This window comes from Microbulbifer sp. MLAF003, from assembly GCF_030012965.1.
Taxonomy (GTDB): Bacteria; Pseudomonadota; Gammaproteobacteria; order Pseudomonadales; family Cellvibrionaceae; genus Microbulbifer; species Microbulbifer variabilis.
Genome location: NZ_CP120232.1, coordinates 100,868 through 126,120, shown reverse-complemented (window position 1 = coordinate 126,120; position 25,253 = coordinate 100,868). Strand labels below are relative to the sequence as shown.

26 protein-coding genes and 1 pseudogene are annotated in these 25,253 nt (G+C 54.1%); 14 read left to right on the top strand and 13 right to left on the bottom strand.

Annotated elements, in window-relative coordinates:
• From ubiB to ubiE, 3 genes are read right to left on the bottom strand one after another with little or no spacing between them, the layout of a single operon-like run.
• Window positions 1-1,611 carry a ubiquinone biosynthesis regulatory protein kinase UbiB gene (gene ubiB, locus P3339_RS00600; RefSeq protein WP_020414022.1) on the bottom strand — a complete coding sequence of 537 codons (1,611 nt, stop codon included), beginning with the start codon at window positions 1,609-1,611 and terminating at the stop codon, window positions 1-3.
• 2 nt (window positions 1,612-1,613) lie between these two features.
• On the bottom strand, window positions 1,614-2,243 hold the full coding sequence (locus P3339_RS00595; RefSeq protein WP_282952108.1) for a ubiquinone biosynthesis accessory factor UbiJ: 630 nt from the start codon (window positions 2,241-2,243) through the stop codon (window positions 1,614-1,616).
• A 53-nt stretch (window positions 2,244-2,296) separates the two neighbouring features.
• On the bottom strand, window positions 2,297-3,046 hold the full coding sequence (gene ubiE / locus P3339_RS00590; protein WP_282952107.1) for a bifunctional demethylmenaquinone methyltransferase/2-methoxy-6-polyprenyl-1,4-benzoquinol methylase UbiE: 750 nt from the start codon (window positions 3,044-3,046) through the stop codon (window positions 2,297-2,299).
• A gap of 139 nt (window positions 3,047-3,185) precedes the next feature.
• Here ubiE and P3339_RS00585 point away from each other — a divergent pair, with 139 nt between their 5' ends.
• Window positions 3,186-4,001: a CHAD domain-containing protein gene (locus tag P3339_RS00585; RefSeq protein ID WP_020414019.1), complete on the top strand. Its 816-nt coding sequence runs from the start codon at window positions 3,186-3,188 to the stop codon at window positions 3,999-4,001.
• 60 nt (window positions 4,002-4,061) lie between these two features.
• On the opposite strand, the gene P3339_RS00580 is transcribed toward P3339_RS00585, so the two are convergent.
• The 8 genes from P3339_RS00580 to priA (P3339_RS00545) form a co-directional block, all read right to left on the bottom strand.
• The gene (locus P3339_RS00580; RefSeq protein ID WP_282952106.1) at window positions 4,062-5,633 is read right to left on the bottom strand and encodes an alkaline phosphatase; all 1,572 of its coding nucleotides are present in this window, start codon (window positions 5,631-5,633) and stop codon (window positions 4,062-4,064) included.
• Between the two features lie 15 nt (window positions 5,634-5,648).
• On the bottom strand, window positions 5,649-7,184 hold the full coding sequence (locus P3339_RS00575; protein ID WP_282952105.1) for an alkaline phosphatase: 1,536 nt from the start codon (window positions 7,182-7,184) through the stop codon (window positions 5,649-5,651).
• 243 nt (window positions 7,185-7,427) lie between these two features.
• A complete protein-coding gene (locus P3339_RS00570) occupies window positions 7,428-7,802 on the bottom strand; it encodes a gamma-butyrobetaine hydroxylase family protein (RefSeq protein ID WP_020414016.1) in 375 nt (124 codons plus the stop codon).
• Window positions 7,803-9,119, bottom strand: coding sequence for an ATP-dependent protease ATPase subunit HslU (gene hslU, locus P3339_RS00565; RefSeq protein ID WP_020414015.1), 1,317 nt, complete (start codon window positions 9,117-9,119; stop codon window positions 7,803-7,805). It lies immediately after the preceding gene.
• 82 nt (window positions 9,120-9,201) lie between these two features.
• Window positions 9,202-9,741 carry an ATP-dependent protease subunit HslV gene (gene hslV, locus P3339_RS00560; protein ID WP_020414014.1) on the bottom strand — a complete coding sequence of 180 codons (540 nt, stop codon included), beginning with the start codon at window positions 9,739-9,741 and terminating at the stop codon, window positions 9,202-9,204.
• Between the two features lie 254 nt (window positions 9,742-9,995).
• Window positions 9,996-10,301, bottom strand: a complete 306-nt coding sequence (locus P3339_RS00555; protein ID WP_282952104.1) for an SPOR domain-containing protein — start codon at window positions 10,299-10,301, stop codon at window positions 9,996-9,998.
• 336 nt (window positions 10,302-10,637) lie between these two features.
• The gene (gene priA / locus P3339_RS00550; RefSeq protein ID WP_282952103.1) at window positions 10,638-11,618 is read right to left on the bottom strand and encodes a replication restart helicase PriA; all 981 of its coding nucleotides are present in this window, start codon (window positions 11,616-11,618) and stop codon (window positions 10,638-10,640) included.
• Window positions 11,603-12,850 carry a replication restart helicase PriA gene (gene priA / locus P3339_RS00545; protein WP_282952102.1) on the bottom strand — a complete coding sequence of 416 codons (1,248 nt, stop codon included), beginning with the start codon at window positions 12,848-12,850 and terminating at the stop codon, window positions 11,603-11,605. The genes priA (P3339_RS00550) and priA (P3339_RS00545) overlap by 16 nt, the downstream gene beginning before the upstream one ends.
• A 364-nt stretch (window positions 12,851-13,214) precedes the next feature.
• Here priA (P3339_RS00545) and rpmE point away from each other — a divergent pair, with 364 nt between their 5' ends.
• The 11 genes and pseudogenes from rpmE to P3339_RS00500 all read left to right on the top strand — a co-directional run bounded on the left by rpmE (window position 13,215) and on the right by P3339_RS00500 (window position 20,127).
• Window positions 13,215-13,427, top strand: a complete 213-nt coding sequence (rpmE, locus tag P3339_RS00540; protein ID WP_083922744.1) for a 50S ribosomal protein L31 — start codon at window positions 13,215-13,217, stop codon at window positions 13,425-13,427.
• 348 nt (window positions 13,428-13,775) lie between these two features.
• The gene (locus P3339_RS00535) at window positions 13,776-15,029 is read left to right on the top strand and encodes a malic enzyme-like NAD(P)-binding protein (RefSeq protein WP_020414009.1); all 1,254 of its coding nucleotides are present in this window, start codon (window positions 13,776-13,778) and stop codon (window positions 15,027-15,029) included.
• Between the two features lie 122 nt (window positions 15,030-15,151).
• Entirely contained in the window at window positions 15,152-15,583 is a 432-nt protein-coding gene (locus tag P3339_RS00530) for a hypothetical protein (RefSeq protein WP_282952101.1), read from the top strand.
• 81 nt (window positions 15,584-15,664) lie between these two features.
• A pseudogene (gshA, locus tag P3339_RS00525) lies at window positions 15,665-17,016 on the top strand (glutamate--cysteine ligase).
• A gap of 5 nt (window positions 17,017-17,021) precedes the next feature.
• On the top strand, window positions 17,022-17,246 hold the full coding sequence (locus tag P3339_RS23250) for a hypothetical protein (protein WP_353056871.1): 225 nt from the start codon (window positions 17,022-17,024) through the stop codon (window positions 17,244-17,246).
• A 49-nt stretch (window positions 17,247-17,295) separates the two neighbouring features.
• Window positions 17,296-17,898 (top strand): acyl carrier protein phosphodiesterase, encoded by a 603-nt coding sequence (locus P3339_RS00520; RefSeq protein ID WP_020414006.1) that lies wholly within the window; start codon window positions 17,296-17,298, stop codon window positions 17,896-17,898.
• Window positions 17,895-18,386, top strand: coding sequence for a disulfide bond formation protein B (locus P3339_RS00515; RefSeq protein WP_020414005.1), 492 nt, complete (start codon window positions 17,895-17,897; stop codon window positions 18,384-18,386). Before P3339_RS00520 ends, P3339_RS00515 begins: the two co-directional genes overlap by 4 nt.
• Window positions 18,387-18,421: 35 nt before the next feature.
• A complete protein-coding gene (locus tag P3339_RS00510; RefSeq protein WP_282952100.1) occupies window positions 18,422-18,805 on the top strand; it encodes a CidA/LrgA family protein in 384 nt (127 codons plus the stop codon).
• Window positions 18,799-19,491, top strand: coding sequence for an LrgB family protein (locus P3339_RS00505; protein WP_282952099.1), 693 nt, complete (start codon window positions 18,799-18,801; stop codon window positions 19,489-19,491). The genes P3339_RS00510 and P3339_RS00505 overlap by 7 nt, the downstream gene beginning before the upstream one ends.
• Window positions 19,492-19,660: 169 nt before the next feature.
• Window positions 19,661-19,885, top strand: coding sequence for an Rsd/AlgQ family anti-sigma factor (locus P3339_RS23245; RefSeq protein ID WP_353056950.1), 225 nt, complete (start codon window positions 19,661-19,663; stop codon window positions 19,883-19,885).
• Window positions 19,816-20,127: an Rsd/AlgQ family anti-sigma factor gene (locus P3339_RS00500; RefSeq protein WP_353056870.1), complete on the top strand. Its 312-nt coding sequence runs from the start codon at window positions 19,816-19,818 to the stop codon at window positions 20,125-20,127. The genes P3339_RS23245 and P3339_RS00500 overlap by 70 nt, the downstream gene beginning before the upstream one ends.
• A gap of 184 nt (window positions 20,128-20,311) precedes the next feature.
• Here P3339_RS00500 and bamJ read toward each other — a convergent pair whose 3' ends face one another.
• Complete coding sequence (gene bamJ, locus P3339_RS00495; protein ID WP_282952098.1) at window positions 20,312-21,103, bottom strand: BamJ family beta-barrel-assembly machinery protein; 792 nt, start codon at window positions 21,101-21,103, stop codon at window positions 20,312-20,314.
• Window positions 21,104-21,559: 456 nt separating this feature from the next.
• Here bamJ and P3339_RS00490 point away from each other — a divergent pair, with 456 nt between their 5' ends.
• Entirely contained in the window at window positions 21,560-22,480 is a 921-nt protein-coding gene (locus P3339_RS00490; RefSeq protein WP_020414000.1) for a hypothetical protein, read from the top strand.
• 155 nt (window positions 22,481-22,635) lie between these two features.
• Here the strand turns inward: P3339_RS00490 and P3339_RS00485 are convergent, their stop codons facing one another.
• Window positions 22,636-23,151 carry a TIGR02444 family protein gene (locus P3339_RS00485; RefSeq protein ID WP_282952097.1) on the bottom strand — a complete coding sequence of 172 codons (516 nt, stop codon included), beginning with the start codon at window positions 23,149-23,151 and terminating at the stop codon, window positions 22,636-22,638.
• A gap of 109 nt (window positions 23,152-23,260) precedes the next feature.
• Here P3339_RS00485 and P3339_RS00480 point away from each other — a divergent pair, with 109 nt between their 5' ends.
• On the top strand, window positions 23,261-25,177 hold the full coding sequence (locus tag P3339_RS00480; RefSeq protein WP_282952096.1) for an ATP-binding cassette domain-containing protein: 1,917 nt from the start codon (window positions 23,261-23,263) through the stop codon (window positions 25,175-25,177).
• Window positions 25,178-25,253 lie beyond the last annotated feature (76 nt).

Sequence of the window (25,253 nt, the reverse complement as noted above, 5' to 3'; positions counted from 1 at the left end):
CTAGGGCCAGAGCAACAGTACCAGGGCAGCGATACCCAGGGCCCAACCCGAGGGCGGTAACTGCTCAAGCCACTGGGGCTTGCTCAAGACGAGAGCTCCTGCAGCAAGGATTACGCCGCCTACACGGCGCAAGTACTGCCAACGCCCACGACGCTGGCCACTCGCCAGTTTCTCGCCGATATTCTCCAACTGTGGTGCCAGTTCCCGTGACTGCTCCAAGGCGGAATACACCAGTTGCGGCATCTGCGGGAATTTCTCCAACCATTCGGGACCGTAACGCTTAATTTCGCCCACAATGGTTTTCGGGTGGATGCGGTCACGCATCCAGCGTTCCAAAAATGGATGGGCAGTCTTCCACAGATCCAGCTGCGGATAAAGCTGCCGACCCAGGCCCTCGATATTCAACAGCGTCTTTTGCAGCAATACCAATTGTGGCTGCACTGCCATATCGAAACGTCGCGCGGTCTGGAACAGGCTGATCAGCACCCGCGCGAAAGAGATCTCTCCCAGCGGTTTCTCAAAAATGGGTTCGCATACGGCGCGGATCGCCGCTTCAAAAGTATTCACCGGCGTATCGGCCCGCACCCAACCACTCTGTACGTGCAGCTCAGCCACCATTCGGTAGTCGCGGCGGAACATGGCTAAAAGGTTGCGTGCCAGATAGTACTGGTCCTCACGCGAAAGGCTACCGACAATTGCAGTGTCGATAGCAATATACTGAGGACGTTGTGGATGCTCGCGGGAGACAAAAATATTGCCAGGGTGCATATCGGCATGGAAGAAATTGTATTCAAATACCTGTTTGAAAAAAATTTCCACGCCGCGCTCAGCAAGCAGTTGCATATTAGTATCCTGAGCGCGCAACTGTGCCAAATCGGTAACCGGGATGCCCTCAATACGCTCCAGTACTAACACGCTCTCACGTGTGTATTCCCAGTACACTTCAGGGATATACAGCAGTGGAGAGTTATTAAAATTACGCCGCAACTGGGTGCCATTGGCCGCCTCACGCACCAAGTCCAGCTCTCCCTCAATGGTGTGGCGATAGTCCTCCACTACCTCCACCGGGCGCAGGCGTCGCCCATCGGGCACAAAGCGCTCAATACCGCGGGCTAATACCCCCAACAGACGCAAATCTTCCTGGATTATTTCACCAATACCTGGGCGCAGCACCTTTACAACCACTGATTCACCAGTGGTGAGCACCGCAGCATGTACCTGTGCCACCGAAGCCGCAGCCAAGGGCTCGCGCTCAAAGCTCGCGAAAACTTCGTCGACACTGGCCTCCAAGGCCTCTTCAATCAACGAGATACACTGGTCGCTTGGGAAGGGAGGCACCTTGTCTTGCAGGTAATCGAGCTGCTCGACAATATCTGGCGGTAACAGGTCAGGGCGGGTAGAAAGCAACTGACCAAATTTGACGAAAATTGGCCCCAGTTCCTCCAGGGCTCGACGCAGGCGCTCACCGCGCTCCATCTTTGGCTGTGGCAATAGCTTCAGGGGAGCCAGTATCCCTCGCAGCCACAAAGGGCGGCGCTCGGCGGGCAATAGCTGATCGAGACGATAGCGCAGGAAAACCCGCGTGATAGTAAAACTGCGAAAGAGCGGCAAAACTACTCGGCCTCCCTGCGGGAGAACTGCTCTTGCAGCAAACGCACCCGTGCTTCCAGGCGCTCAGTGGCCAGAGACAGCTCAGCGAGATCATCGGCAAAGGCCTCAAATTGCGCCTGTGGTGGGGTCAACTGCCACTCTTCGCTGATGGTTTCCGCAGCCGCAACAGGTGCGCGACTGAGACTGGCGCTCAAGCAACTGCCGGCATTGCGCAATACATTGCCGATGGAGTGAGCGGGAATATCGCCTATCAATTGCGCCAGCGGCGCCTCCCAGTCGATATCCAGATCACTCATCATCCACTGCAATTCTGCCAGCAGAGCACTAGAACCACTGATTGAGACCCCCAGGGCCGCGGGCGTGGCATCCGGGTCTTTTAGAAGACGCACAAGAGAAATAGCCGAACCACTGATAGAAGTGGTGACATCTCCCTCCCAATGCTGGCGGACAAATACTTGATCGCCCTCAATGCACAAACAACACTGTAGTTTTGGAGCGGTTAGATCGAGCGCCATAACTTTACCATCCAGCTCCTGCAGACGAGCGCGAGTAGCCGGGTCATATTGCAGGGCGGTATTAATGGCGGTTTCCAGCGCAGCATCAAAACCCGCGCGATAAGTGGGATCGCTCATGGCAGTTATTGGCCTCGTGCCATCACTTGCAGGTAAATCACGTCAAACGCCAGTTAGGGCTTGATGCCACGGTGCAACGCAACAATACCGCCAGTCATATTGTGATATTCACAATCGACAAAACCGGCATCCTCCATCATCTGCTTGAGGGTTTCCTGGTCTGGGTGCATACGAATGCTCTCCGCCAGGTAACGGTAACTTTCCGCATCATTGGCTACCAATTTGCCCATAAATGGCAGTAGGCGGAAAGAATATTGATCGTAGACTTTTTCAAGCAGTTTCGACTCTGGCTTGGAGAACTCGAGCACTAGCAAACGCCCGCCGGGTTTGAGCACCCGTAGCATGGAGCGAAGCGCTAGGTCTTTGTCAGTGACATTACGCAGACCAAAGGCGATAGTTATGCAGTCGAAGGTATTATCCGGGAAGGGGAGGTATTGGGCATCTGCCTGCACTGGCACCACATTGCCGGCGATACCGCGGTCCAGCAGGCGATCGCGACCAACCCGCAACATCGATTCATTGATATCCGCCAGTACCACCTGACCACTGTCACCCACAATACGCGAAAAGCGGGCGGTGAGGTCGCCAGTTCCCCCAGCAATATCCAAAATTTTCTGTCCCGGCCGCGCGCCGGATAATTCGATGGTAAAACGCTTCCAGAGGCGGTGAATCCCCCCAGACATTAAATCGTTCATTACATCGTAGCGCGCTGCCACTGAGTGGAACACTTCTGCCACACGACCGGCCTTTTCCTCCACCGGGACCTCTTGGTAGCCGAAGTGGGTGGTCTTGCGATCCTTCATGCTGTGCTGCCTACTGAGCCAAATTCTGGGGAGCCATTGTACATCTAGGAAGCCGGCGGAACACAGCCCATCATCACCCCCTTTGGAAACTCGCTAAAATTGATCCATAGAAACCGGAACGAAATACTGGTCAGGGCTCATGAGTTATCGGCTCGATTGCAACGTACTTCCAGAGCATGGACTTCGGCAAGTTGCCCTGGCGGAAATCAATACTGCAATCAGCCATACAAAACAGCTTCCCAGTGAGCATGCAGTGCACGAATTGCGTAAGCACTGCAAGAAATTACGCGCTCTACTGCGCCTCGTACAACCAGTTTATCCACTCTTATTCCAGAGTGAAAACATTCACTACCGCAACCTGGCCCACAGCCTCGCTCAGAGCCGCGATCCGGTTTCTATTCGAGGAGCCCTACTTGCGATAGCCCCGCCACACCACTTTCCGACAATGCACACACTGCTGCGCCATATGCTGCATTTAAAAATAGATAAAAGGGCCCTGGCACAGGTCGAACCGTTTCTGATTCAAAGACGGGGGCGTATCGGTAACTGGTCATTAGAGGATGTTCGCTGGGCTCATTTAGAACGCGGATACTGTCGAGGTTACCGGCGAGCGCGAAAAGCTTGGTATCAGGTGCAAAAATTGGATAGCGCGGAGAATCTGCACCAATTGCGCAAACGAGTAAAAGACCACTGGTACCACAGCCGACTGCTTGAAGAAAAATTTCCACAGCCAGCCGCATTACGTTGTGAGCCACTAAAACAATTGGCCCAAGTTCTTGGCGATTGGCGCGACGCCTATTTACTTTGCCGCTTGGCAATTGCCACGGGAGAGAGCCTCGGGAAAGAGCTGATACCAATCTTGGAACTGGGTGACTGGCGCAAAATGAGGCTTCGTCGGGAAATAGAGACTCTTTGCTCTGCGCTCTTCATTAAGGCAAAGTTGAAAGTCAGATAGAAAGTAAAACAGCGCAGGGAAATACCTGCGCCATTGCATTGAAACAAATAACCTCCGAATTTATTCGGCGTCCTGCTCCAATAAACCACCTGAGCGTGCCATAACGTGGAATAGGTAGTTCTGCTCATTGGTACCACTCACCAAGTGTGCACCCGGCCCGCGAGCCCATACGCCTACATCCTCTCCAGCGTGAGACTCGCTGCTCATGGGCACCAGTGCATCCTGCTGGTAATCAAGTGCGACAGTGTCAGTGCTTGTGAGATCATGCCGGCTACCGTCATCATTGGAGCTGTAACCCGGGCCATTGGCATAGGTCAAGGTTGTGTAGGGCAGGCCATCTTCAGCTAATGAAGGAGAGGTTTTAGCCTCACCACTGCTGTCATTACCAATCACCTTGCCAAGAATCGGGTTGCCGCGGGTGGGATAACCGGCAATCGTCATCACATGGCTGTGGTCCGCAGTAACGACTATTAGAGTATCTTCTGCACTGGTGTTATCCATTGCATACTGGATAGCCTCTGCAAATTCCACAGCATCGGTCAGTGCGCGGTGGGCGTTGCCAGCATGATGGCCATGGTCAATACGACCGGACTCTACCATAAGGAAATATCCCTTGTCGTTTTTCTGCAGGAGTTCGAGACCTTTAGATGTCATCTCAGTGAGGGAGGGCTCACCCGCAGTATCTTCCTCACGAACAGCTTCATACTCCATGTGGGAAGAGTTGAACAAACCCAGTAACTTGTCGGTTGCAGCGCTGTCTACAGCATTAAAGCCTGTGGTGTCTTCTACGTAAGCAATATTATTCACACCGTCGTTGTAACGTGTCTTCCACTCATCCACCAAGTTGCGCCCGTCTTCTCGACGCCCGGCTTCCCCCTCGATATCTGTGACGTCACTGGGCAAGAAGTTACGGCGGCCCCCTCCCATTACCACGTCGATACCATCACCAGCCTCCAGCTCAACCAGCTGCGCGGCAATATCAGTGCAACCATCAGGAGCAGACGCTTCCCAGCCACGCTCAGGCACCTTGGCATAGGTGGCTGCCGGAGTAGCGTGGGTAATTCTCGCGGTACTGATAATACCGGTGCTTTTGCCCAGATCCTCTGCCAGCTCAATGGCAGTGGTAAGAGGACGCTCCAGACTGGCGGCACAATCGCCGCGCGCTACATCTTCGGCAACACTTAATACGCCGGCCTTGGTTTTAACCCCGGTAACTAGAGCCGTCATAGTGCCAGCGGAGTCCGGAGTTTGCTGGTTGGTATTGTAAGTTTTCACCAAACCAGCAAAAGGCATTTTTTCAAAGCTCAGCTGGTGCTCCTCACCGGCGAGGCCCTGCTGTTGACCGGCGAGGATACGCGCTGCAGTCACTGTAGAAATACCCATGCCATCGCCGACAAACAGGATGATATTCTTTGCTGCGCCAGGAGTATTATTAATTGCCTGTGCCTGCGCCGCCTCTACAGCCTCTTGGCCCTCTTTGAACCAGTCGCTATCGAGCTGCCCCTGGGGAAGGTTCAACACATCTTCTGGCTCTGGCAGTTCAACCGGATTCGAGCTGGACTTGTCATCACTGCAACCAGCGGCCAGCAGGGCTACGGAGAAAGCCAGCAGGGTCTTTTTAAAATGTCTCATGGTGAATTACCCCAATTATTCTTCTGTCAACGACAGGTCAGTCGCAGCAGTCATCACATGGAAAAGCGCACTTTGCTCCAGGCTACCCTGTACCAACTTGGCTCCAGCACCAATGGCATGCAGGCTGATATCTTCACCCGCGTGACTCTCTGATCCCAGGTGAACTAGAGCCTCCTGATGAAAACCCGGTGCCTCGGTGTCTACGCCAGAGAGATCTTTACGGCCGGTATCAGCAGCTATGCCATAACGTTCATCCGCATCGGTATTCTCACCCAGGTCGGCAAAGCCCAGACCATTGGCATAGGTCAGCGTGGTAAAAGGCAAGTCGTCCGATGCGGTTTCCAGTTCCGCCTTGGCTGCGCCGCTACTGTCATTCTCAACCACCTTGCCGAGAATGGGGTTACCACGGGTTGGATAACCGGCAATGGTCATCACATGGCTGTGGTCCGCAGTCACCAGGATCAGGGTGTCCTCAAGATCCACCTTATCCAGTGCAGCTTGTACCGCATCCGCAAAGGCAATCGCATCGTGCAATGCGTTGTAAGCATTACCTGCGTGATGGCCGTGGTCGATTCGACCAGACTCCACCATCAGGAAATAGCCATCGCTATCTTTCTGCAGGAGTTCAATAGCAGTACCGGTCATCTCGGCGATACTCGGCTCGTCGCTCTCCTTAGCAATACGGTCCGCATCGTAACTCATATGGCTGCTTGTGAAGAGCCCCAACAGCTTGTCTGTAGAGGCGAGATCCACGCTCGCCAGTTCAGCTCCAGTCTGCACATATTCAGCATTCTGTTCACCTTCATAGCGCTGTAGCCACTCATTGGTAAGATCGCGCCCGTCTTCACGCTTGCCACCTGTATCGGTCGTTGTAAAACTGCGACGGCCGCCACCGAGCATCACGTCGATGCCATCCCCATATTCCAGTTCAATCATTTGCGTGGCGATATCCACACAATTTCCTTCAGCTTCGTACTCCCAGCCACGCTCTGGACTACGCGAATAAGTGGCGGCGGGCGTGGCATGAGTCAATCGCGCGGTTGAGACGATGCCAGTTGATCTGCCACGATTTTCCATCAACTCGAGGAAAGTATTCAGCTCTTTGCCTTCAGCACTGACGCAATCAGCACGCAATGCATCTTCCTCAATATTAATGACTCCGGCGCGGGTTTTTACACCGGTCATCATCGCAGTCATGGTACCGGCAGAGTCCGGGGTCTGCTGGTTGGTGTTATATGTTTTGATCAGAGCGGAATAGGGAAACTCCTCAAAAGAAAGGGCATTTTCCTCACCATTCTCACCGCGCAGTTGACCCTCAAGAATACGTGCAGCAGTCAACGTGGATATACCCATACCGTCGCCGACAAAAAGAATGACGTTCTTTGCAGTCTTTGCTTCTCTGGAGAGGGCAGTACGCTCTTCCAGACGATCGGCAGCGTCGGTATACCAGTCACTTTTGGTTTGGTAGTCAGGCAGGCTTGCGGCAGAAACCGCTGAAGCGAGAGGAATTAAACAAAAGGCGCTAAGCGCGCGGGCAAGTTTGTTTGCCACGATGAGCCTCCGGAACTCGTAAATTTGGCGAGCATTAGAGTCCGGAAATATGACAAAAGAATTACGCGCCGATTAACTTCTGGCTTTCATCGCCACAAAGCTTAGTATGGGCGTTAAGACTGTAAAAACACAACCACAGCAATATTACAGAATTGCGAAAAAACAGTGAGAGATTATTGTTTTTTCAGTATTTTCAATGGGTGGGGAAATAGACAAGTGCACCGCTATACGGCGCACCCCGTACTAGCCGATAAACTTCACCACACTTTCATCAGGATCGCGTCCCTTACCCTCAGCGCGCAACCGCTGCAGGTAGCTCTCCCAGTTAGCATTATATTTCTCGGCGAGTTCACGCAGGTATTCCCAGGTATAAATACCTGTGTCGTGGCCATCATCAAAATCGATTTTCAGCGCATAGCGACCAGCCGCCTCTATTTTGTCGATACCCACGTGCATTTTTCCATCCACCAGAACCGGGGCACTGTTGCCATGACCACGCACCTCGGCACTGGGGGAGTAGACGCGCAAATACTCTGCCGGCAAGGTAAAGTCGCCATCAGCAAATACCAGCTGCAAGTTTTTCTCTGCGCGATTTAATCGGATTTTTTGCGGTTTCATTTACAGGATAAAACGCGAAAGGTCCTCATTTTGGCTGAGCTCGCCCAGGTGGGTATCCACATAGGCAGCATCTACATTCAGGGTTTTGTCTCCGTCACCAGCATCGAAGGAAATCTCCTCCAACAGGCGCTCCAGTACGGTGTGCAATCGACGCGCACCAATATTCTCCGTGCGCTCATTCACCTCGTAGGCCACCTCTGCAATGCGGCGGATTCCGTCTTCAGTAAATTTCAGCTCCAGGCCCTCTGTAGCAAGCAGAGCTCTCTGCTGCTCGGTCAGGGAAGCGGATGGCTCAGTGAGGATGCGCTCAAAGTCTGCCGAAGTGAGCGAGCTTAACTCCACACGGATTGGCAGTCGGCCCTGCAACTCTGGGATCAGATCCGATGGCTTGGACAGATGGAAGGCACCTGAGGCGATAAACAAAATATGGTCTGTCTTGATCATGCCGTACTTGGTGTTAACAGTACTGCCCTCAATCAGTGGCAGTAGATCTCTCTGAACACCCTCACGAGACACATCGGCACCGCCACTCTCCTGACGCTTGGCCACTTTGTCGATTTCATCGATAAAGACAATACCGTTCTGTTCGGCGGCACGAATCGCACTGGTTTTAATATCTTCATCATTAACCAGCTTGGCCGCCTCTTCATCAGTCAGCTGCTTTATGGCCTGCTTAACCGGTAATTTGCGCTTGCGGGTCTTGCCCTGGGACATATTCGAGAACATGCCCTGTAGTTGATTAGTCATTTCCTCCATACCTGGAGGCGCCATAATCTCTACGCCCACTGGCGCAGCTGCCATATCTAACTCCACTTCCTTATCGTCGAGTTCTCCCTCCCGCAATTTCTTACGAAACAACTGGCGGGTACTGGAATCCTTGTCATTGGGCTCAGTGGAGCGCGCTGGCGGCAATAAGGCATCTAAGATACGCTCCTCCGCAGCATCCATAGCACGCTGCTGCACACCGGACATAGCCAGCTCACGCTCCTGCTTCACAGCCATCTCGACAAGATCGCGTACGATCGACTCCACATCGCGGCCAACATAGCCCACCTCCGTGAACTTGGTTGCTTCTACCTTAATGAAGGGCGCATTGGCCAACTTTGCCAGACGGCGGGCAATTTCAGTTTTGCCCACACCGGTGGGGCCAATCATCAGGATATTTTTCGGGGTGATCTCGGCGCGCAAATCCTCGGTCACCTGCATACGGCGCCAGCGATTGCGCAGTGCAATCGCTACGGCGCGTTTGGCGTCCTGCTGGCCGACTATATGGCGGTCGAGCTCATGGACGATTTCTCTGGGGGTCATCTGGGACATATCAATTCAATTCCTGCAAAACATATCGGCGGTTCCCTTTGAGGGACCGCCCGGCCAATGGCGCCTAAAGAGCGCGAGGCACTTAAAAATTCAATTCTTCGATGGTGTGGTTCTGGTTGGTGTAAACACAGATATCACCGGCGATTTTCAGGCCCTGCTCAACAATTGCACGGGCATCCATATCGGTGTTGTCGAGCAAAGCCCGTGCCGCAGACTGGGCAAAAGGCCCACCAGAACCGATGGCGATCAGGTCATCTTCCGGCTGAATAACATCACCATTGCCGGTCACGATCAGGCTGGCAGTCTCGTCGGCCACAGCTAACAGGGCCTCGAGGCGGCGCAGGGCACGATCGGTACGCCAGTCTTTGGCCAGCTCCACAGCGGCGCGGGTCAATTGCCCACCATGGGCTTCCAACTTGGCCTCGAAGCGCTCAAACAGGGTAAAGGCATCGGCGGTACCGCCGGCAAAACCGGCAATCACCTTGTCCTTATACAGGCGACGCACCTTGCGCGCATTGCCCTTCATAATGGTGTTACCCATGGACACCTGGCCGTCGCCGCCAATCACAACTTTGCCGTTGCGGCGACAGGATAAAATGGTGGTTCCGCGATACTGTTCCAATGGAGACCTCTCGGATTACGCGTGAGCTTCAGCGCAGAAGGTGGTTACCAATCGCGCCGGGAATTTCATTCAGGTTAGATAAGTGAGGACGGCACGCGCCGATTTCAATAAGGAAGGGGCAATTGCTGTACCCGGAACCCAGTATCCACTGTGGTTTTTTGCTTCAAAGCCAAAGCCGCCCACGTTAATTTGACCAAAAGTGAGAGAGTAAATAGCTTTATCTACCATGCTGGGCAGAAAGCCCTGCACATTAATCAGTTGGCTGGACGTTTCAGCACCAGCGGCATCAGTCTGTGCTCAGCCAGTACCTGTCGGGCCTTTGCCATACGCGAGCGGTTGTCGAAAGGCCCAACCAAGACTCTGTGCCAGGTTCCGCGACTATCACTAGCTGACTCGACTTTAACATCCAGATTGGCCAGGGTAAGTTGCACACGCAGGCGCTCGGCTTCAGCCGCCTCACGAAAGGAGGCTGCTTGCAGAATGTAAACCTGTTGTGGGGGTTCACTAACTGCCCCCTGCCCGGTATTGGAATCCTGCTGACGACGAGCGGGCTCGGCCACCTTGGGGGAGGTACGGAAACCTCGTTTTCCTTCAGCATTGTGTAGAAATCAAAGCGCGGCTGAGTGCGCTCCTCAACCCTCGGTTTGGCCGCCTGTGGTTTGCCACCGCTAGCGCCTTTACCCTCCCCAGCAATACCGTATTGCAGAAGCAGAAATACCGCGAAACCGCCAACAATATTTCCCAGGAAGAACCAACCCCAGGCGGGTTTTCCCGCAGAACTTTTACTGCGGCGATTGGTTTTGCGACGGCTCATTGAGGATTTCTTCCCTGGGTGATCTGCTCAGCAGGGGAATTGTACCGCCAATTAGGCTGGGGGCATTGAATTCCAGCAAAATTTACGACAATTCCTGTGCATCCATATCTATCGCCCAGCGCAGACGACGGTTTTTATTTCCCTCTGCCCAGACACATAAGCGCGCCAAAAGAGGCTGCAGTTGCGCGCGATTCTGCGCAGTAACCTGTATATAAAAACGGAAACGCCCGGATTTGCGCTCCAACAACGCGGGCACTGGCCCCAGATACTGTAACTGCGGTGAAGGGGGTGCCAGGGACTGCATAAACATTCTCGCATTGTGCAGGAACTCCTCAGCCCAGGAGGGCTCTTCGCACTCCGCCCGCACGAGAGCCATTGCATTGGTAGGGGGCAGCTGCGCCACCGCGCGATCGCGCAGTAATTGGCGCGCAAAGCTACCGTAGCCTTTCTCCAATAACATCTGTAACAGGGGGTGTTCAGGAAATCGACTCTGCACCAGTACCCGACCGCTCAGACTGCCGCGCCCTGCACGTCCAGCCACCTGCTCCAGCAACTGACCAGTACGCTCCGGGGCGCGGAAATCTGCACTAAACAGGCCACCATCCGCATCCTGAACTACTACCAAGGTCACCCGCGGCAAATGGTGACCTTTAGCCAGCATCTGGGTACCCAGGAGCAAACAGGGCTCTCCATCGCGCGCCGGAGCCAACAACCGGTCCAAGGCCAGCTTACTGGTCGTGGTGTCCCGATCCACACGGATTACCGGATATTCGGCAAAGCGCCGCGCCAACAACTCCTCACTGCGTTCAGTACCCCCACCCAGGGCGGAGATAGATCGGCTGTGGCACTGGGGGCAACTATCAACTAGTGAACAGCGGTAATCGCAATGGTGGCAACGCAACTGACGCAAGCGCCGATGCATGGTGAGCTTGCTGGAGCAGTGGGGGCAATCGGCCAACCAACCACAATCATCACAGGTGAGGGCGGGAGCGAAGCCGCGCCGGTTAATAAAAACCAAAACCTGTTCACCACGCGCCAGGGTTTCCCCTATATGGCGAAGCACCTGGGGGAAAATCCCTCCTCCAGCGGCTCGCGCAGAGTGGGCACCACATGGATCTGCGGAGGGCGCGCATCCCCCGCGCGCTGGCGCATGCGCAAATGCTGGTAACGGCCATTCAACGCGTTATGCAGGGTTTCCAGGGAGGGCGTGGCGGAGCCCAATAGCACCGGAACATTGGCATTGCGCGCCACCACCACTGCAAGATCCCGAGCTGAGTAGCGCACACCATCCTGTTGCTTAAAGGAAGCATCGTGCTCCTCATCCACTATCACTATGCCAAGTCTCGGCATTGGCGTCATAATCACCGAGCGGGTGCCAATCACAATATCGGCCTGCCCCGCCACTGCAGCGAGCCAGGACTGGGCCCGCTCGCCTTCAGCCAGGCCTGAATGCAGAGCCGCAATGCTGCGCTTGGGGAAACGCGAAGCTATACGCCGTAGGGTCTGAGGGGTAAGTCCTATTTCTGGAACCAGGAGTAGCGCCTGGCGCCCCTCAGCCAAAACCCGCTCCATCAATTGCAAGTAAACTTCGGTCTTGCCACTGCCGGTAGTGCCCTCAAGGAGGGAAGCGGAATAGTGGCCGCAATCCACCGAATCCAATACCTTTTGCTGTTCTTCACTCAATTGCGGCGCCGGAACCGGTTCTGCTACCGGTAGCGGTGGTGGAACGGTAGGGCCAGAGCTCCAATTAACAAGGCCGCGCTCCTGCAAGGCGCGCACTATCGTCGATGTATGCCCCAGGGCTTTCAGGTGAGTACGGCTTTGCCTTCCCTCACTGAGCAACAGTTGCAACAGGGCTTGTTGTTTTGGTGCCCGCGCCAATGCTGACTCGGGCAAACCCTTGCCCTCGGTAGTGAGCTGCAACCATTGCTCGGCCCAGTGGTCTGCGGGCTTGCCCTTACGCAGAGCGGCGGGCAGTGCGGCTGCATACACTTCACCAATCGGGGCCTGGTAATAATCGGCGATCCAGGAAAGGAATCCCAGACTGACTCTACTAAACAGCGCCGTTTGGTCAATCACCCCCAGGGCGGGCTTTAAATGTGCAAACGATGACTTCTGCACAACGTCTACCAATACCGCAACCAGTTTGCGCCCGGCAAAGGGCACCCACAGCCGCTGCCCTGGTATTAATGTCTGCGGATCCAGGCCCTCTGGAGGCAGGTAGTCGAACAGGCGCCGCAACGGTACTGGTACCGCCAAGCGTAAAATGACATTCTGTTGGACTGCCTGTTCCACCTCACCCCCACGAACCTCGGTAAAAGGCGCTAGTGTACTGACTGCTCCGGCAAGATACAGAGGCCGATTACTTTTTTATATGGCAATGTGTAACCACCAGGTCGGGTAGCCTTCCTAAGCCAGGCCCGGCCCTATGCTTACCAACACCCCAAAGAGGCAATACCGAGATATCCAGATAAGTCCATTGGCTGAATAAATGGCAATTTAGTGACTGGCTAGATCCCGGTATTTGGACTTGAACCCCGACGCTAATCTGATAGTATGCGCCGACTTTTTAATCAGCCTGGAACCGGTCCGGTTCCTGCTCCAACGACGATACCGTGCCCGGCAACAGATCGAGTGGCGGTTTCGAAAAGAGGCAATCATGAAAGCAGATATCCATCCTAACTACACCGACATCACCGCCACTTGCTCCTGCGGAAACGTAGTCAAAACCCGTTCTACCCTGGGCAAAGACCTGCAGATCGATGTGTGCTCCCAGTGCCACCCCTTCTACACTGGCAAGCAAAAGCAGGCTACTACCGGTGGACGCGTGGACCGCTTCAAAAAGCGTTTCGGCAGCCGCATCGGCAAGTAAACCGAACATTGGGATGCCTGACATCTCGGAAGAGGGCATTGGGGCCACCCCAATGCCTTTTTTTACCCTTAATACCTATATCTGCTCAAAGGTATGCCCCACGGGCAAAATCGATTCGAATTGCTTAATGTTGTCGATTTTGACGATAAATTTATCCTTCAAAATCACACATTAGCAACTGATCATCCTGAAATTAGCCACTTACTAAGGGCAAAATAGTAAGAAGTACTAGTTTTAGCCTTCCATTAAGCTTGTGGCTACAAGTGCCCCTCGGTTATTCTCTGGCACCCGCAGTAACCGGGATAGCACCGCAGCGTTATCCCAAGTTTTCGAGAGAATAGCCCCCAAATGACGGATTCATTGCGCCAGGCAGCGCTCGATTACCACGCGCTCCCCACTCCCGGCAAACTTTCAGTTGAGCTGACTACTGCCGCCGAAACCCAAGAGGACCTGTCCCTGGCCTATAGCCCAGGGGTAGCCGAACCGGTACGCGAGATAGCCAAAGACCCAGAGGCCGCTTATCAATACACTGGTAAGGGCAACTTGGTAGCTGTTATTTCTAATGGCAGCGCCATTCTCGGCCTCGGCAATCTGGGGCCATTGGCTTCCAAGCCCGTTATGGAGGGGAAATCACTTCTGTTCAAGCGCTTCGCCGATATCAATTCGGTGGATATCGAGGTGGACGTCAATAGCCCGGAGCAATTTATCCAGACTGTTGCCGCTATCGCCAATACCTTTGGCGGCATCAACCTTGAGGATATAAAGGCGCCGGAGTGCTTCCATATTGAAGAGGCACTGATAGAGCGCTGCCCGGTACCGGTATTCCACGACGACCAACACGGCACAGCTATTGTGACCGTAGCGGGAATGCTCAATGCACTGGAAATCCAGGGTAAAAAAATCAGCGAAGTGCGCATGGTATGCCTGGGCGCTGGCGCAGCTGCTACCGCCTGCTGCAAGCTAATGTTGGCTGCCGGTGCGCGCAAAGAGCAAATCACCATGCTCGACAGCCGTGGGGTAATCCACTCCGGGCGCACCGATATCAACGCCTACAAAGGCGAGTGGGCACGGGATACCGATATGCGCACCCTCGACGATGCCATAGCCGACGCGGATGTGTTCCTCGGCGTATCCGGACCAGACCTGCTATCTGCCGAGCAGCTGCAACGAATGGCACCCAGGCCGGTAGTCTTTGCCTGCTCCAACCCCAACCCGGAAATCAAGCCGGAGCTGGCCCACAGTGTGCGCGAAGACCTGATTATGGCTACCGGGCGTTCGGACTATCCAAATCAGGTCAATAATGTGCTGTGCTTCCCCTTTATTTTCCGCGGCGCTCTGGATGTACGTGCGGCACGGATCAATGAAGAGATGAAACTCGCGGCAATCGAAGCCATCCGCAAAATTGCCCACCTGCCCGTTCCCGACTCAGTTCGTGAAGGCTACGGTGGTATAGAACTAAGCTTTGGCTACAACTATATTTTGCCCAAGCCCACAGACCCGCGCCTGCTGCCCGAGGTCGCTGCTGCAGTAGCCCGCGCGGCAGTGGATAGTGGCTGTGCTCGCCTGCCTTACCCCGAGCACTACCCGCTGAAATCTGTATAGCCATCCCCACCTCACCCCGTGGGAGCGGGCGTTTGCCGCGTTCGCTCTCACGGACTCCTTGAGCCATACAGCACCCGTCGCTAAACTGCCTTTCTGTCACAGCATCAAAGTTGCCCAACATAATGAGTCATGTGTATGTGCTGGCCAATCAGCACCAGCAGTTCCTGAGCAAAAGTGGTGAATGGCTGGATGGCCGTGAGCCCAATAAACTGTTTCGCAGCGAACACAAAGACGTCGCCATCAATCAGATGTTCGAAGCCAACACACGTGATGTCAGCCTGCGCATCGAATTGCTGCAATGTGAGCTGAATAACAAGGGACAACCGCTAGTACCAGAAGAGGCCCTTGCCGACATTTCTACTCTGCAGGGTGACCCGGAAATTGAGCCGAACACGCCAGAGGAAATGCCAGCGCAGGAACCTCCTGAGCTGGAGCCCCAGGCAGAGCCGGAGGTATCCCCGGAACCGGCTCCCGAGGTTGTACCTGAGCAACCCCCAGAAGAAACGCCCGCTCATCCCAGCGAGAAAACATCGGAATCAGAGTCAGCCGCTTGAGCGGTAACTCTCACTGAACCGGCACCAGTCGCTCTATCCAGCGACGCAAGAGAAAGTTCCGGTAGTACCAAGGAGATTCGAGTGCCTATTCCCCATCTGGCCGCCCTGTCTCAGGCCAAACCTGTGCAATTACTCAAGGGCATACGCCGTGGACTCGAGAAAGAGAGCTTGCGGGTTGCCAGTGACGGTACCTTGGCGGCAACCCCCATGCGCAAACACTGGGCTCAGCCCTCACCCACGAGAGTATCACTACCGATTTTTCCGAGGCGCTGCTGGAATTTATCACACCGCCGGTAGCCACCCCCGAGGAGGCGTTGCGGATACTCGACCGTATCCACCGCTACACCTATAGCCAGATCGGCGATGAGCGCCTGTGGGTCAACAGCATGCCCTGTGTAATCGGTACCGATAATGATATCCCGGTAGCCCGTTACGGCAATTCCCATAGCGGTGCCATGAAAACTATTTATCGGCTCGGTCTTGGCCTACGCTACGGCCGCGCCATGCAGACAATCGCCGGTATCCATTACAACTTTTCTCTGCCCGATGATTTCTGGCTGTGGTTGCACGAGCTCGAGGGCAGCAGCGAGTCCTTGAGTGAATTCAAGACCCGTCGCTACTTTGATTTGATCCGTAATTTCCGCCGCAATTACTGGCTGTTGATTTATCTGTTTGGCGCAGCGCCAGCTGTGTGCTCGTCTTTTGTGGAAGGGCGTGAACACAAGCTTGAGGCGTTTAACGGCGATAGCCATACTTTACACGTCCCCCATGCCACCTCACTGCGTATGGGCGACCTGGGCTACAACAGTGATGTGCAGCAATCCCTGATCGTTTGCTACAACAACCTGCGCAGCTACCTCTCAACATTATGTTCTGCCATCAGTCGTCCCTACGGCCCCTATCAGGAGATGGGAGTGAAAGATGGCGATGAGAATTACCAACAGCTGTCTACCGGCATACTGCAGATCGAAAATGAATTCTATTCGCCCATTAGGCCCAAAAATCCGGCCAAGCGCGGTGAGACAGCCCTGGCTGCTCTGAACAATCGCGGGGTCGAGTATGTCGAGGTCCGCTGCCTCGACCTAAACCCATTTATGCCACTGGGTATTGATGCCCAGCAGATGCGTTTCCTCGACAGCTTCCTGCTTCACTGCCTGCTCACCGAAAGCCCCAAAACCAACGATACCGATTATCGCGCTACCCAGGAAAACCAGCAGCGCATTGTCTATCGCGGCAACGAGCCAGGCCTGTTGCTGCGCTCCGGCAATGGCGAGCGCAAACTCGAAGACTGGGCTTCTCAGCTTTTGGGGGAGATGAACTCCGTTGCTGAGCTGCTCGACAGTGCTTGGGGTGGCGACCAGTACCGCTGTGCCGTTGGCGTTCAGCGTGCAAAAGTGAAGGGGAAATCCCCACTCCTGCGCAGCAGATCTTAGCCGAAATGGATGCGCAGAAACTGAGCTTCTACCAATGGGCCATGGAAAAAGCTGAGCAGCATCGACACTACTTTCTCGAGCGCCCTCTCGACAGCGACTCAGTCCGGGACTTCTCCCGTCAAGCTGAGGAATCGCTGCTCAGGCAAAAGCAGATGGAAGCGGAAGATAAAGGCTCTTTTGAGGAGTTCCTCAGCCACTACTACGCACAATATATTTGTTGTCAGGACTAGTCGGCCACCGGCGTCTGACCGGGTGTGCGGGCTCGAACGGATCGATAGTATGAACTACCTCGCACACCTGTTGCTGTCCGGCCCCGAAGCGCGCTGGCGCCTGGGTGGACTCCTGGGTGACTTTGTCAAAGGGCCACTGGTTGGCGAAAGGCCCGCAGCCATTGAGGCCGGCATCAAGTTGCACCGGCGGATTGATGCGAGTACGGATGAACATACCGCCTACCGCGACGCCCTGGCAAGCTTGGACCCCAGGTGGCGCCGCTATGCCGGTATTGCGCTGGATATTTGGTTCGATCACCTACTGGCACAAAATTGGCACACATGGCACCCACAGAACCTGGAAGAGTTCTGTACCGAATGCTGGAGAGACTTTCGCAGCGACAGCGCGTATATTCCGCCGCAAGCCAAAGCGTTTATGGCGCGTGCTGAGCAGTTTAAACTGCTGCAGAGCTACCGCGAAGAGCAAGTGGTAGCCCTCACTTTGGAGCGGGTTGGGCAGCGCTTGCGCCGCCCGGTGGCCCTACAGGAAATGCTGCCCGAGCTGATCGCCGGGCGGGAAAAGCTGGAACACAATTTCAATAAACTACTGACCGACTTGAATCTCGAAGCCTCCCGGTTTCGGCAGCATTATTCAGGATCTGATAAATCATGACCTTACCCAACCCACGCATCACTTTTCTGATTGTTTTCCTAATGGTTGCCTTCCTGCTGGGCTCTGCGTTCTACTTGGAATACGTTCGCGGCCTGGAGCCCTGCAAGCTCTGTATTACCCAAAGGGTAATGCTGCTCGGTGTGGGAGTGGTTTCCCTGATTGCCTTCCTGCACAACCCGGCCACCATAGGCAGGCGCGTCTACGGTCTGCTGGTATCCATCTGGGCCCTGGGCGGACTTTACTTTGCCGGCCGCCAGTTATGGTTGCAGAGCCTACCCGAAGACCAGGTGCCCGCCTGTGGTCCCAGCGTGAGTTACATGCTGGAAGTTTTTCCCATGGCCGATGTTCTCAAGGCACTTTTGAGTGGTGACGGTAACTGTGCAGAAGTCCAGTGGACAATGATGGGCCTGAGTATTCCCGGCTGGTCCGCGATCGGCTTTGGCGGCCTGGTCCTATTCGGTGCCTGGCAGGCATTCCGCAAAGCTTGATAAAAAATGGCGGCTCCACCGGGCCGCACTCCAAAATGACTCCACCCGCCCTGAGCAACATATTTCACTGGCTGATTGGCACCGCCATTCTGTTTGGTTGTGAACGCCTCGGCACACTTGCCAGCACAATGCTCGCACTTCCTGTTCCCGGCGCGGTGGTAGGTATGCTACTGCTACTATTTGGGTTGATGGTGAATGGAGGCGTACCACGTGGCCTCGCCCAAATCAGTGCCCAGCTGCTCTTCCTGTTGCCACTACTTTTCCTGCCCGCTGCAGTGGGCGTCTTTTTTCTACGTGACCTTGCCCCCGCAGACTGGCTTGCGCTGATCGCTGCGGTTGTAATCGGCACCCTAATCAGCCTAGTCCTGTGCGCCATGCTACTGCAGAGGCTATTAAACAAGGCCGGTAGTAAATGGTAGTGGCTAACTGGCTGCACAGCTCTCTGTTTGCCTTACCGCTGAGTCTGGTGGCTTTCTGTATCGGCGTGTACTTTTACCGCCGCAGCGGTACAGTACTATTGCACCCAATAGTGACCGCCAGCCTGATAGTAGCGGCGCTGCTCCATACCTTGAATGTTCCCTACAGCGATTATCAGCACTCCAGTACACTGCTCTACGCACTACTCGGTCCAGCAGTAGTGGCCCTGGCAGTGCCACTGAAACAGAACCTGGCAGTGATTCGCCGGGCCGGCTGGCCACTGCTGGTAACGATTGCCGTAGGGGCAGTCCTGGCACCGGTTGTCGCTATCATAATCGCCCTTTTATTTGGCGCCGGGGAATCCGTATTACTGGCTCTCAGCGGCAAATCTGTCACTACCCCGATTGCCCTGGCTTTGGCCGAAAAAATCCACGCAGCATTGAGCCTCACCGCGGGCATCGTAGTCCTCACTGGAGTGGTTGGTGCCCTGGCCGGACCACCGTTACTAACTCTGCTTGGTATTCGCGATAAGCGTATCCTCGGGGTGGTTCTAGGTATAAACGCCCATGCCGTAGGCACCGCTCGCGCTTTCGAAATCAGTGCCCTTTGTGGCGCCTGCTCTGCCCTTGCCATGGGACTCTGCGGCGCGCTGACTGCACTGGTCCTGCCGCTGATTATCAGTAGCTGAACAGCTTTCAATTCCCCATAATCGAATTCGCACATCTGTCACAGTATTTTGGCGTAGTTTACTCCCTCTATCTTGCTGCCGGCGGGGAATCTCCTATCTTCCATAAAGTCTTCGACATCGGCAATAAAGCTGGCCACTGCGGCAACAGTAACAAAGGGACATATTGGAGATGCTGGAAAATTGCAAATCGGCGCGGGAGCGCTGGGGTGGTGTAAGCGAAATAATCGACCGCTGGTTACAGTCGCGGCAAAATTTGCTGGTGAGCTTCTATCATCTCTCTGAAAAAAAGAGTTCAGTGAAGACGACCCTGAAACTGAGGATCGTGTGCGCCAGTTGTGCCAGCTGTTGGTGGATTATGTCTCGGCAGGTCACTTTGAAGTCTATGAGCAATTAATGCGAGAGGGCCAGGCATTCGACGACAAGTCGGGACTTAAAAAAGCCTGTGAGCTGTACAAAGATATCGATACAACGACAGACATCGCCGTCGATTTCAATGATAAGTACTTAGAGACAGATGATCTCTCCAGCCTGGCCCCGGATCTATCCGAACTCGGGGAGGCGTTGGAAACTCGATTTAGCTCCGAAGACAAGATGATCGCCCTGCTGCATACCGCACATAAAAACCAGATTGTCTGAAAGCAGCAATAAAAAACCGCTCTTATAGTTCGCAATTTAACTCCTGTTACTGTGAAACTAAATGTATTTACAATTTTCTATTGGTTATTCGAAAGCGGTTTACTAGCGCTCAAAAGCTTCCTACCAAAAAATAAAAAAGGGCGCCCTTTAGGCACCCTTTTTCAGTAAAGTCTAAAAAGTCAGATTATTCAGACTTTGGCTCTTCCTTCTTTTCTTCTTCTTTTTTCTTGGTCTCTTCTTCACCGCCAACATTGGCCTTGTGCAACTCCACTTCAAAAATCAGGGTCGCGTTCGGGCCGATTTTGCCACCGGCACCACCGGGGCCATATGCCAATTCAGAAGGAATATAAAGTTCCCACTTGGAACCTTCCTTCATTAGTTGCAGGGCTTCAGTCCAACCTTTGATAACGCCGTTTACCGGAAACTGTACCGGCTCACCACGGGCGTAGGAGCTGTCAAACTCCTCACCGTTAATCAGGGTACCTTTGTAGTCGACTTCAACAGTGCTGCTGGCGGAAGGCTTGCTGCCGGAACCTTCAGTAATCACTTTGTACTGCAGGCCTGAATCAGTGGTAATCACACCTTCCTTTTTCGCATTCTCTTCGAGGAACGCCTTTCCTTCAGTCAGGTTTTTATCAGCAGTTTCCTTAAACTCCTGTTCCTGCTTGGCCAGCATTTCCTGCTGCTTCTTCTGCATCTGCTCCTGGAAAGCAGCAATGGTCTGTTGCTTATCTTCGTCTGTCAGACGCGATTCATGGTCACTGGCAACATCATTGAGTGCCATCAACACCACCTGAGGGTCCAGCTTCACGTCCTGGGCTTGAAGACGCTTGGCCATATCTTCAGCAATGATATAGCTGACCTTCTTCTCCTGGGTATCCAGGGTAACTTCTTTTTCCTGCTTGGATCCCTGTTCGTTACAGCCGGTCAGCGCCAGGCCAAGGGCAATTGCTGCAGCCAAAGGGTATTTATTCATGGATGTTGTCTCTTTGTCCGTATTGCGTTTATGGATTCGCGCTTGACCTTGGTCCAACGCCATCAGCGGTTTCTCGGGCAATGCTGTTGCGGCCTCCAGCCGCCGGGCGCACGCTATCCGCCAGTGCGCTCAAGTCTAACCCAAGGCGACAGCCAGTGCATACCGATGACTTTCACACTGTGCAGGACACCACATTCCCTATGCCAGTTCCGGTCTCTTCCATAAAAAAACGCAACCCGCGCTTTTTTCACTGCACTCGGCATACATTTTTATTAAAAACAGCGCTATTATCGACGAGTCACCGGTTATTGTTCTGGACTGTTTGAGGTGCTTTTCAGTTTTGGGGCAATATTGCAGTGCGCGCGTCTCTTCTTCAGCGGTATCGATCGTATTTAAGGCAAGGCTAGTGCACCACCCGGAAGTGCCAATCGATAATAAACGTCAGGACATTTACTCATGGCTGCCAAACGAAAAGCTGTCAATCCGGTCGCAGAGCTGGAAGCACAAATTTCCAAGCTCTCTGCAAAACTGGATAAAGCCCGCAATAAAAAAGTCACCGATGCCGGCAAGGCGGTATTAAAAGCCGGAAAAGCTCTGACTTCGGCAAAGGAAAAACTGGCCAAGGCCAAAACCAAGCTTAGCGAAGCCCGCGCCGCGGCTAAAACGGCCAAGACCGCCGCTGCACGAAAACGAGTCGATACCGCCAAAGCCAATGTGGAAAAACTCAATGAAGTATTCCAATTGGCTAAGAGTTCGGCAGCGGAGGCCAAAGATAGTCAATCCCTGGCTAAAGCCGAGCTTAAAGCTGCAGAAGCTGTGCGCAAAATCGCAGCCAGAACAGAAAAAGAGCTCGCTAAGAAGCAACCCAAGGCTAAGAAGGCTCCAGTAGTTAAAAAAACTGCTGGAGCTAAAAAGGCTACAGCAAAAACTGCCACTAAAGCTGTGAAAGCAGCTGGTACTAAAACGAGCAAAAAACCAGGAGCTAAAAAAGCTACTGAAAAGAAAGTTGCTACGAAAAAGGCCAGCGTACGCAAAAGCACTGCAAAAGCTACAAATTCCACTGCGAAGAAAGCCGCTGCCAAACCCGCTAAAGTCAGCACTACTCACAAAGCGACAAAGCCCGCCAGCAAAAAAGCAACCTCAGCCAAAGCTGCTTCAACAGCAAAAGCTTCTGTTGCGGCTAAGCCTAGATCTGAAAAGCCTGTGCAGGCAAAAGGCGGTGACTCCGTTACCGTAGAAAAAGCTCCAAAGGAAGCAAAAGCCTTTGTAGCTACCGAAGAGAAGAAGCCGGTGGAGTCCACACCTCCTAACCCAACTATTACACCAACCACTCCCGCCAACAGCCTGTTCTCCTCGGAAAACCGTAGCAGCGAGTGAGGGCTTCAGGCAATTGATTTACTGCGCCCAGCCGACCAACGCTCTCGATTGGCGGCAAGGGCGCAAACTTAGCAGATTTTTGCCTTATGCGACTCCGTTCTCCAGACAGGTCATGTGAGTTCATCCCACAAACAGGTCCCTGTTAAGCCCGGCGCTTATGGACTGTTGGTTTTTGTCTTACCCAGACTTCTCGATTGTGTCATAAAACTCTCTATCAACTCTGACCAGTAGGCCTGCTCTTTTTGTAGCAGACCATACTGCTGCCCAGCCAGCTCCAGGGCAGGACGATCCCCCGGCCACTCCTCAACGCAGATTTTCCAAAGAGCGGCTAACTGCAAGCGCTCAAGATTCAGCTCATAGCGTCTAAATAAATCATAAATCCGCTGGCTGTGGGGGCGAAAGCGCCCCAGCAAGCGTCGCAGGTGACGAACACTCGTGATTATCCTACGCCTCGGCGCCAGGCCACGATCCGCAACACGCCAACCCTCTTCACTCAGCTGATGACCACAGGCAGTGGCATAGCTCGCCCACAGCATCAAGCACACATCCGCACCTTTTTTATCCTGGCAACGGAGTAGGAATTCCTCCACCTCTTCATGGCGGTAAAATTCCAAGCTGAACTGCCACAGAGGGTTTTCCTGAGCAGAAGATGGAGGTGAACTATTTGTCACGTTAGAATCCCGACCTTTTGTTGATCGGCGCTTATGTAGAGGCGGCGATTGAATTCAAATACGTCGAATAGCCTAGCACCCATCGGCCTGTTCATATGAGGTTTTTCCAGTGATCAATTTGCAAGGTGTCTCCCTGCATCGGGGTGAACGTGACCTGTTGGACAGCGCAGATTGCCGTATATTTCCCGGCCACAAAGTGGGAATTATCGGTGCGAATGGCTGCGGCAAGTCAACCTTATTTAAGCTTTTACTCGGCCAGCTGGAAAGCGATGCAGGTCAGGTAGACCTACCGAGCACCTGGCGTATCTCGCATATGGCCCAGGAAGTTGAAGCCAGTGAACAATCCGCCCTTGATTATGTTCTCGATGGCGATCAAGAGCTTCGCCAACTGCAAAGACAATTGGCCCAGGCGGAAAATAGTGATGATACCGATGGCCATAAGCTGGGAGAGCTGCACGAGCGTATGGCCAGTATCGATGGCTACAGCGGGCCAGCGCGCGCCGCACAGCTGCTCGATGGACTGGGATTTTCCCACGCAGATCAACAGCAGCCAGTACGCAGCTTTTCCGGGGGCTGGCGTATTCGCCTCAACCTGGGGCGGGCGCTGATGTGCCCCGCTGATCTGATGTTGCTCGACGAGCCCACCAACCACCTGGACCTAGATGCAACCCTGTGGCTGGAGCAGTGGTTACAGCGCTTTCCCGGTACCCTGCTGATTATTTCCCACGACCGCGATTTTCTCGATGCGGTCGTCGATGGCATTGTCAGTTTTGAGCAGCAAAAACTGGTGCTCTATAGCGGTAATTACAGCGCCTTCGAGCGCACACGCGCAGAGCGCCTGGCACAGCAACAAATCCAGTTCGAAAAGCAGCAGGTCGAACGTGCGCACATGGAAGACTTTGTGCGGCGTTTCCGCGCCAAAGCGAGCAAGGCCAAACAGGCACAGAGTCGCATTAAGGCACTCGATCGCATGGCCCGGATTGCCCCAGCCCATGTGGACTCCCCCTTTCACTTCACCCTGCCTTCCGCAGAGAAAACCTCCAACCCGCTGATCGATCTGCGCGAAGCGGATATCGGCTATGCCGACAAGGTAGTGGTGAGCAAGGTACAACTGGGTATCCAGCCCGGTCGCCGCATTGGCCTGCTTGGTCCCAACGGCGCAGGTAAATCTTCACTGATTAAAACCCTCGCCGGGGAGCTGCCGCCACTGAGTGGCGAGCGCCAAAGTGGAGAACACCTGGCAATTGGCTACTTTGCCCAACACCAGCTGGAAGCCCTCGACGGAGCCGCCTCGCCACTACTACACCTGCAACGCTTAAGCCCAAATGCCAGTGAACAATCACTGCGGGATTTCCTAGGTGGCTATGGCTTTGTCGGAGATCGGGTTTTTGAAACCGTCGCTGGTTTTTCCGGCGGCGAGAAGGCACGCCTGGCGTTGGCTATCCTGGCTTGGCAGAAACCCAATCTGCTATTGCTCGACGAGCCCACCAACCACCTCGATCTAGAGATGCGCCACGCTTTAACCATGGCACTTGCGGAGTTTCCCGGTGCGATGGTTCTGGTTTCCCATGATCGTCATCTGCTTGCCAACACTACCGATGAGTTTATTCTGGTTGCCAATGGCCGCGCTGAACCCTTTAGCGGTGATCTCGATGACTACAAACAGTGGTTGCTGAGCTTTAACCGGGATAAACGGCGCGACGAGAAATTCACCGATAATAACGAAATTCCCGAGAGGTCTGCTGAAGACAAAAGAACACAGCGCCGCGCCGCTGCCGCGCTACGAGAACAGCTAAAGCCTCTTACCAATAAGCTGAAAACGATTGAACGGCAAATCTCTACAGCAGAGAAGAAACTGAACCAGGCTCAGGAAAAGCTTGCAGACGAAAATCTGTATAGCGGCGGCCAGCAGGAGGAAATCTCCCGCCTCAATAAAGTGCAGTCAGAGCAGCGCGAAATTCTTGATACCCTGGAAATGGAGTGGCTTGAAATTTCTGAACAGGTGGAAGAGTTGCGTGGAGAGTAACACCTCTACCCACCTATTCTTACAGCCTTAGAGGGGCGCTTTGCCCGGATGATGTACCTGAAACCGCCATCACAAT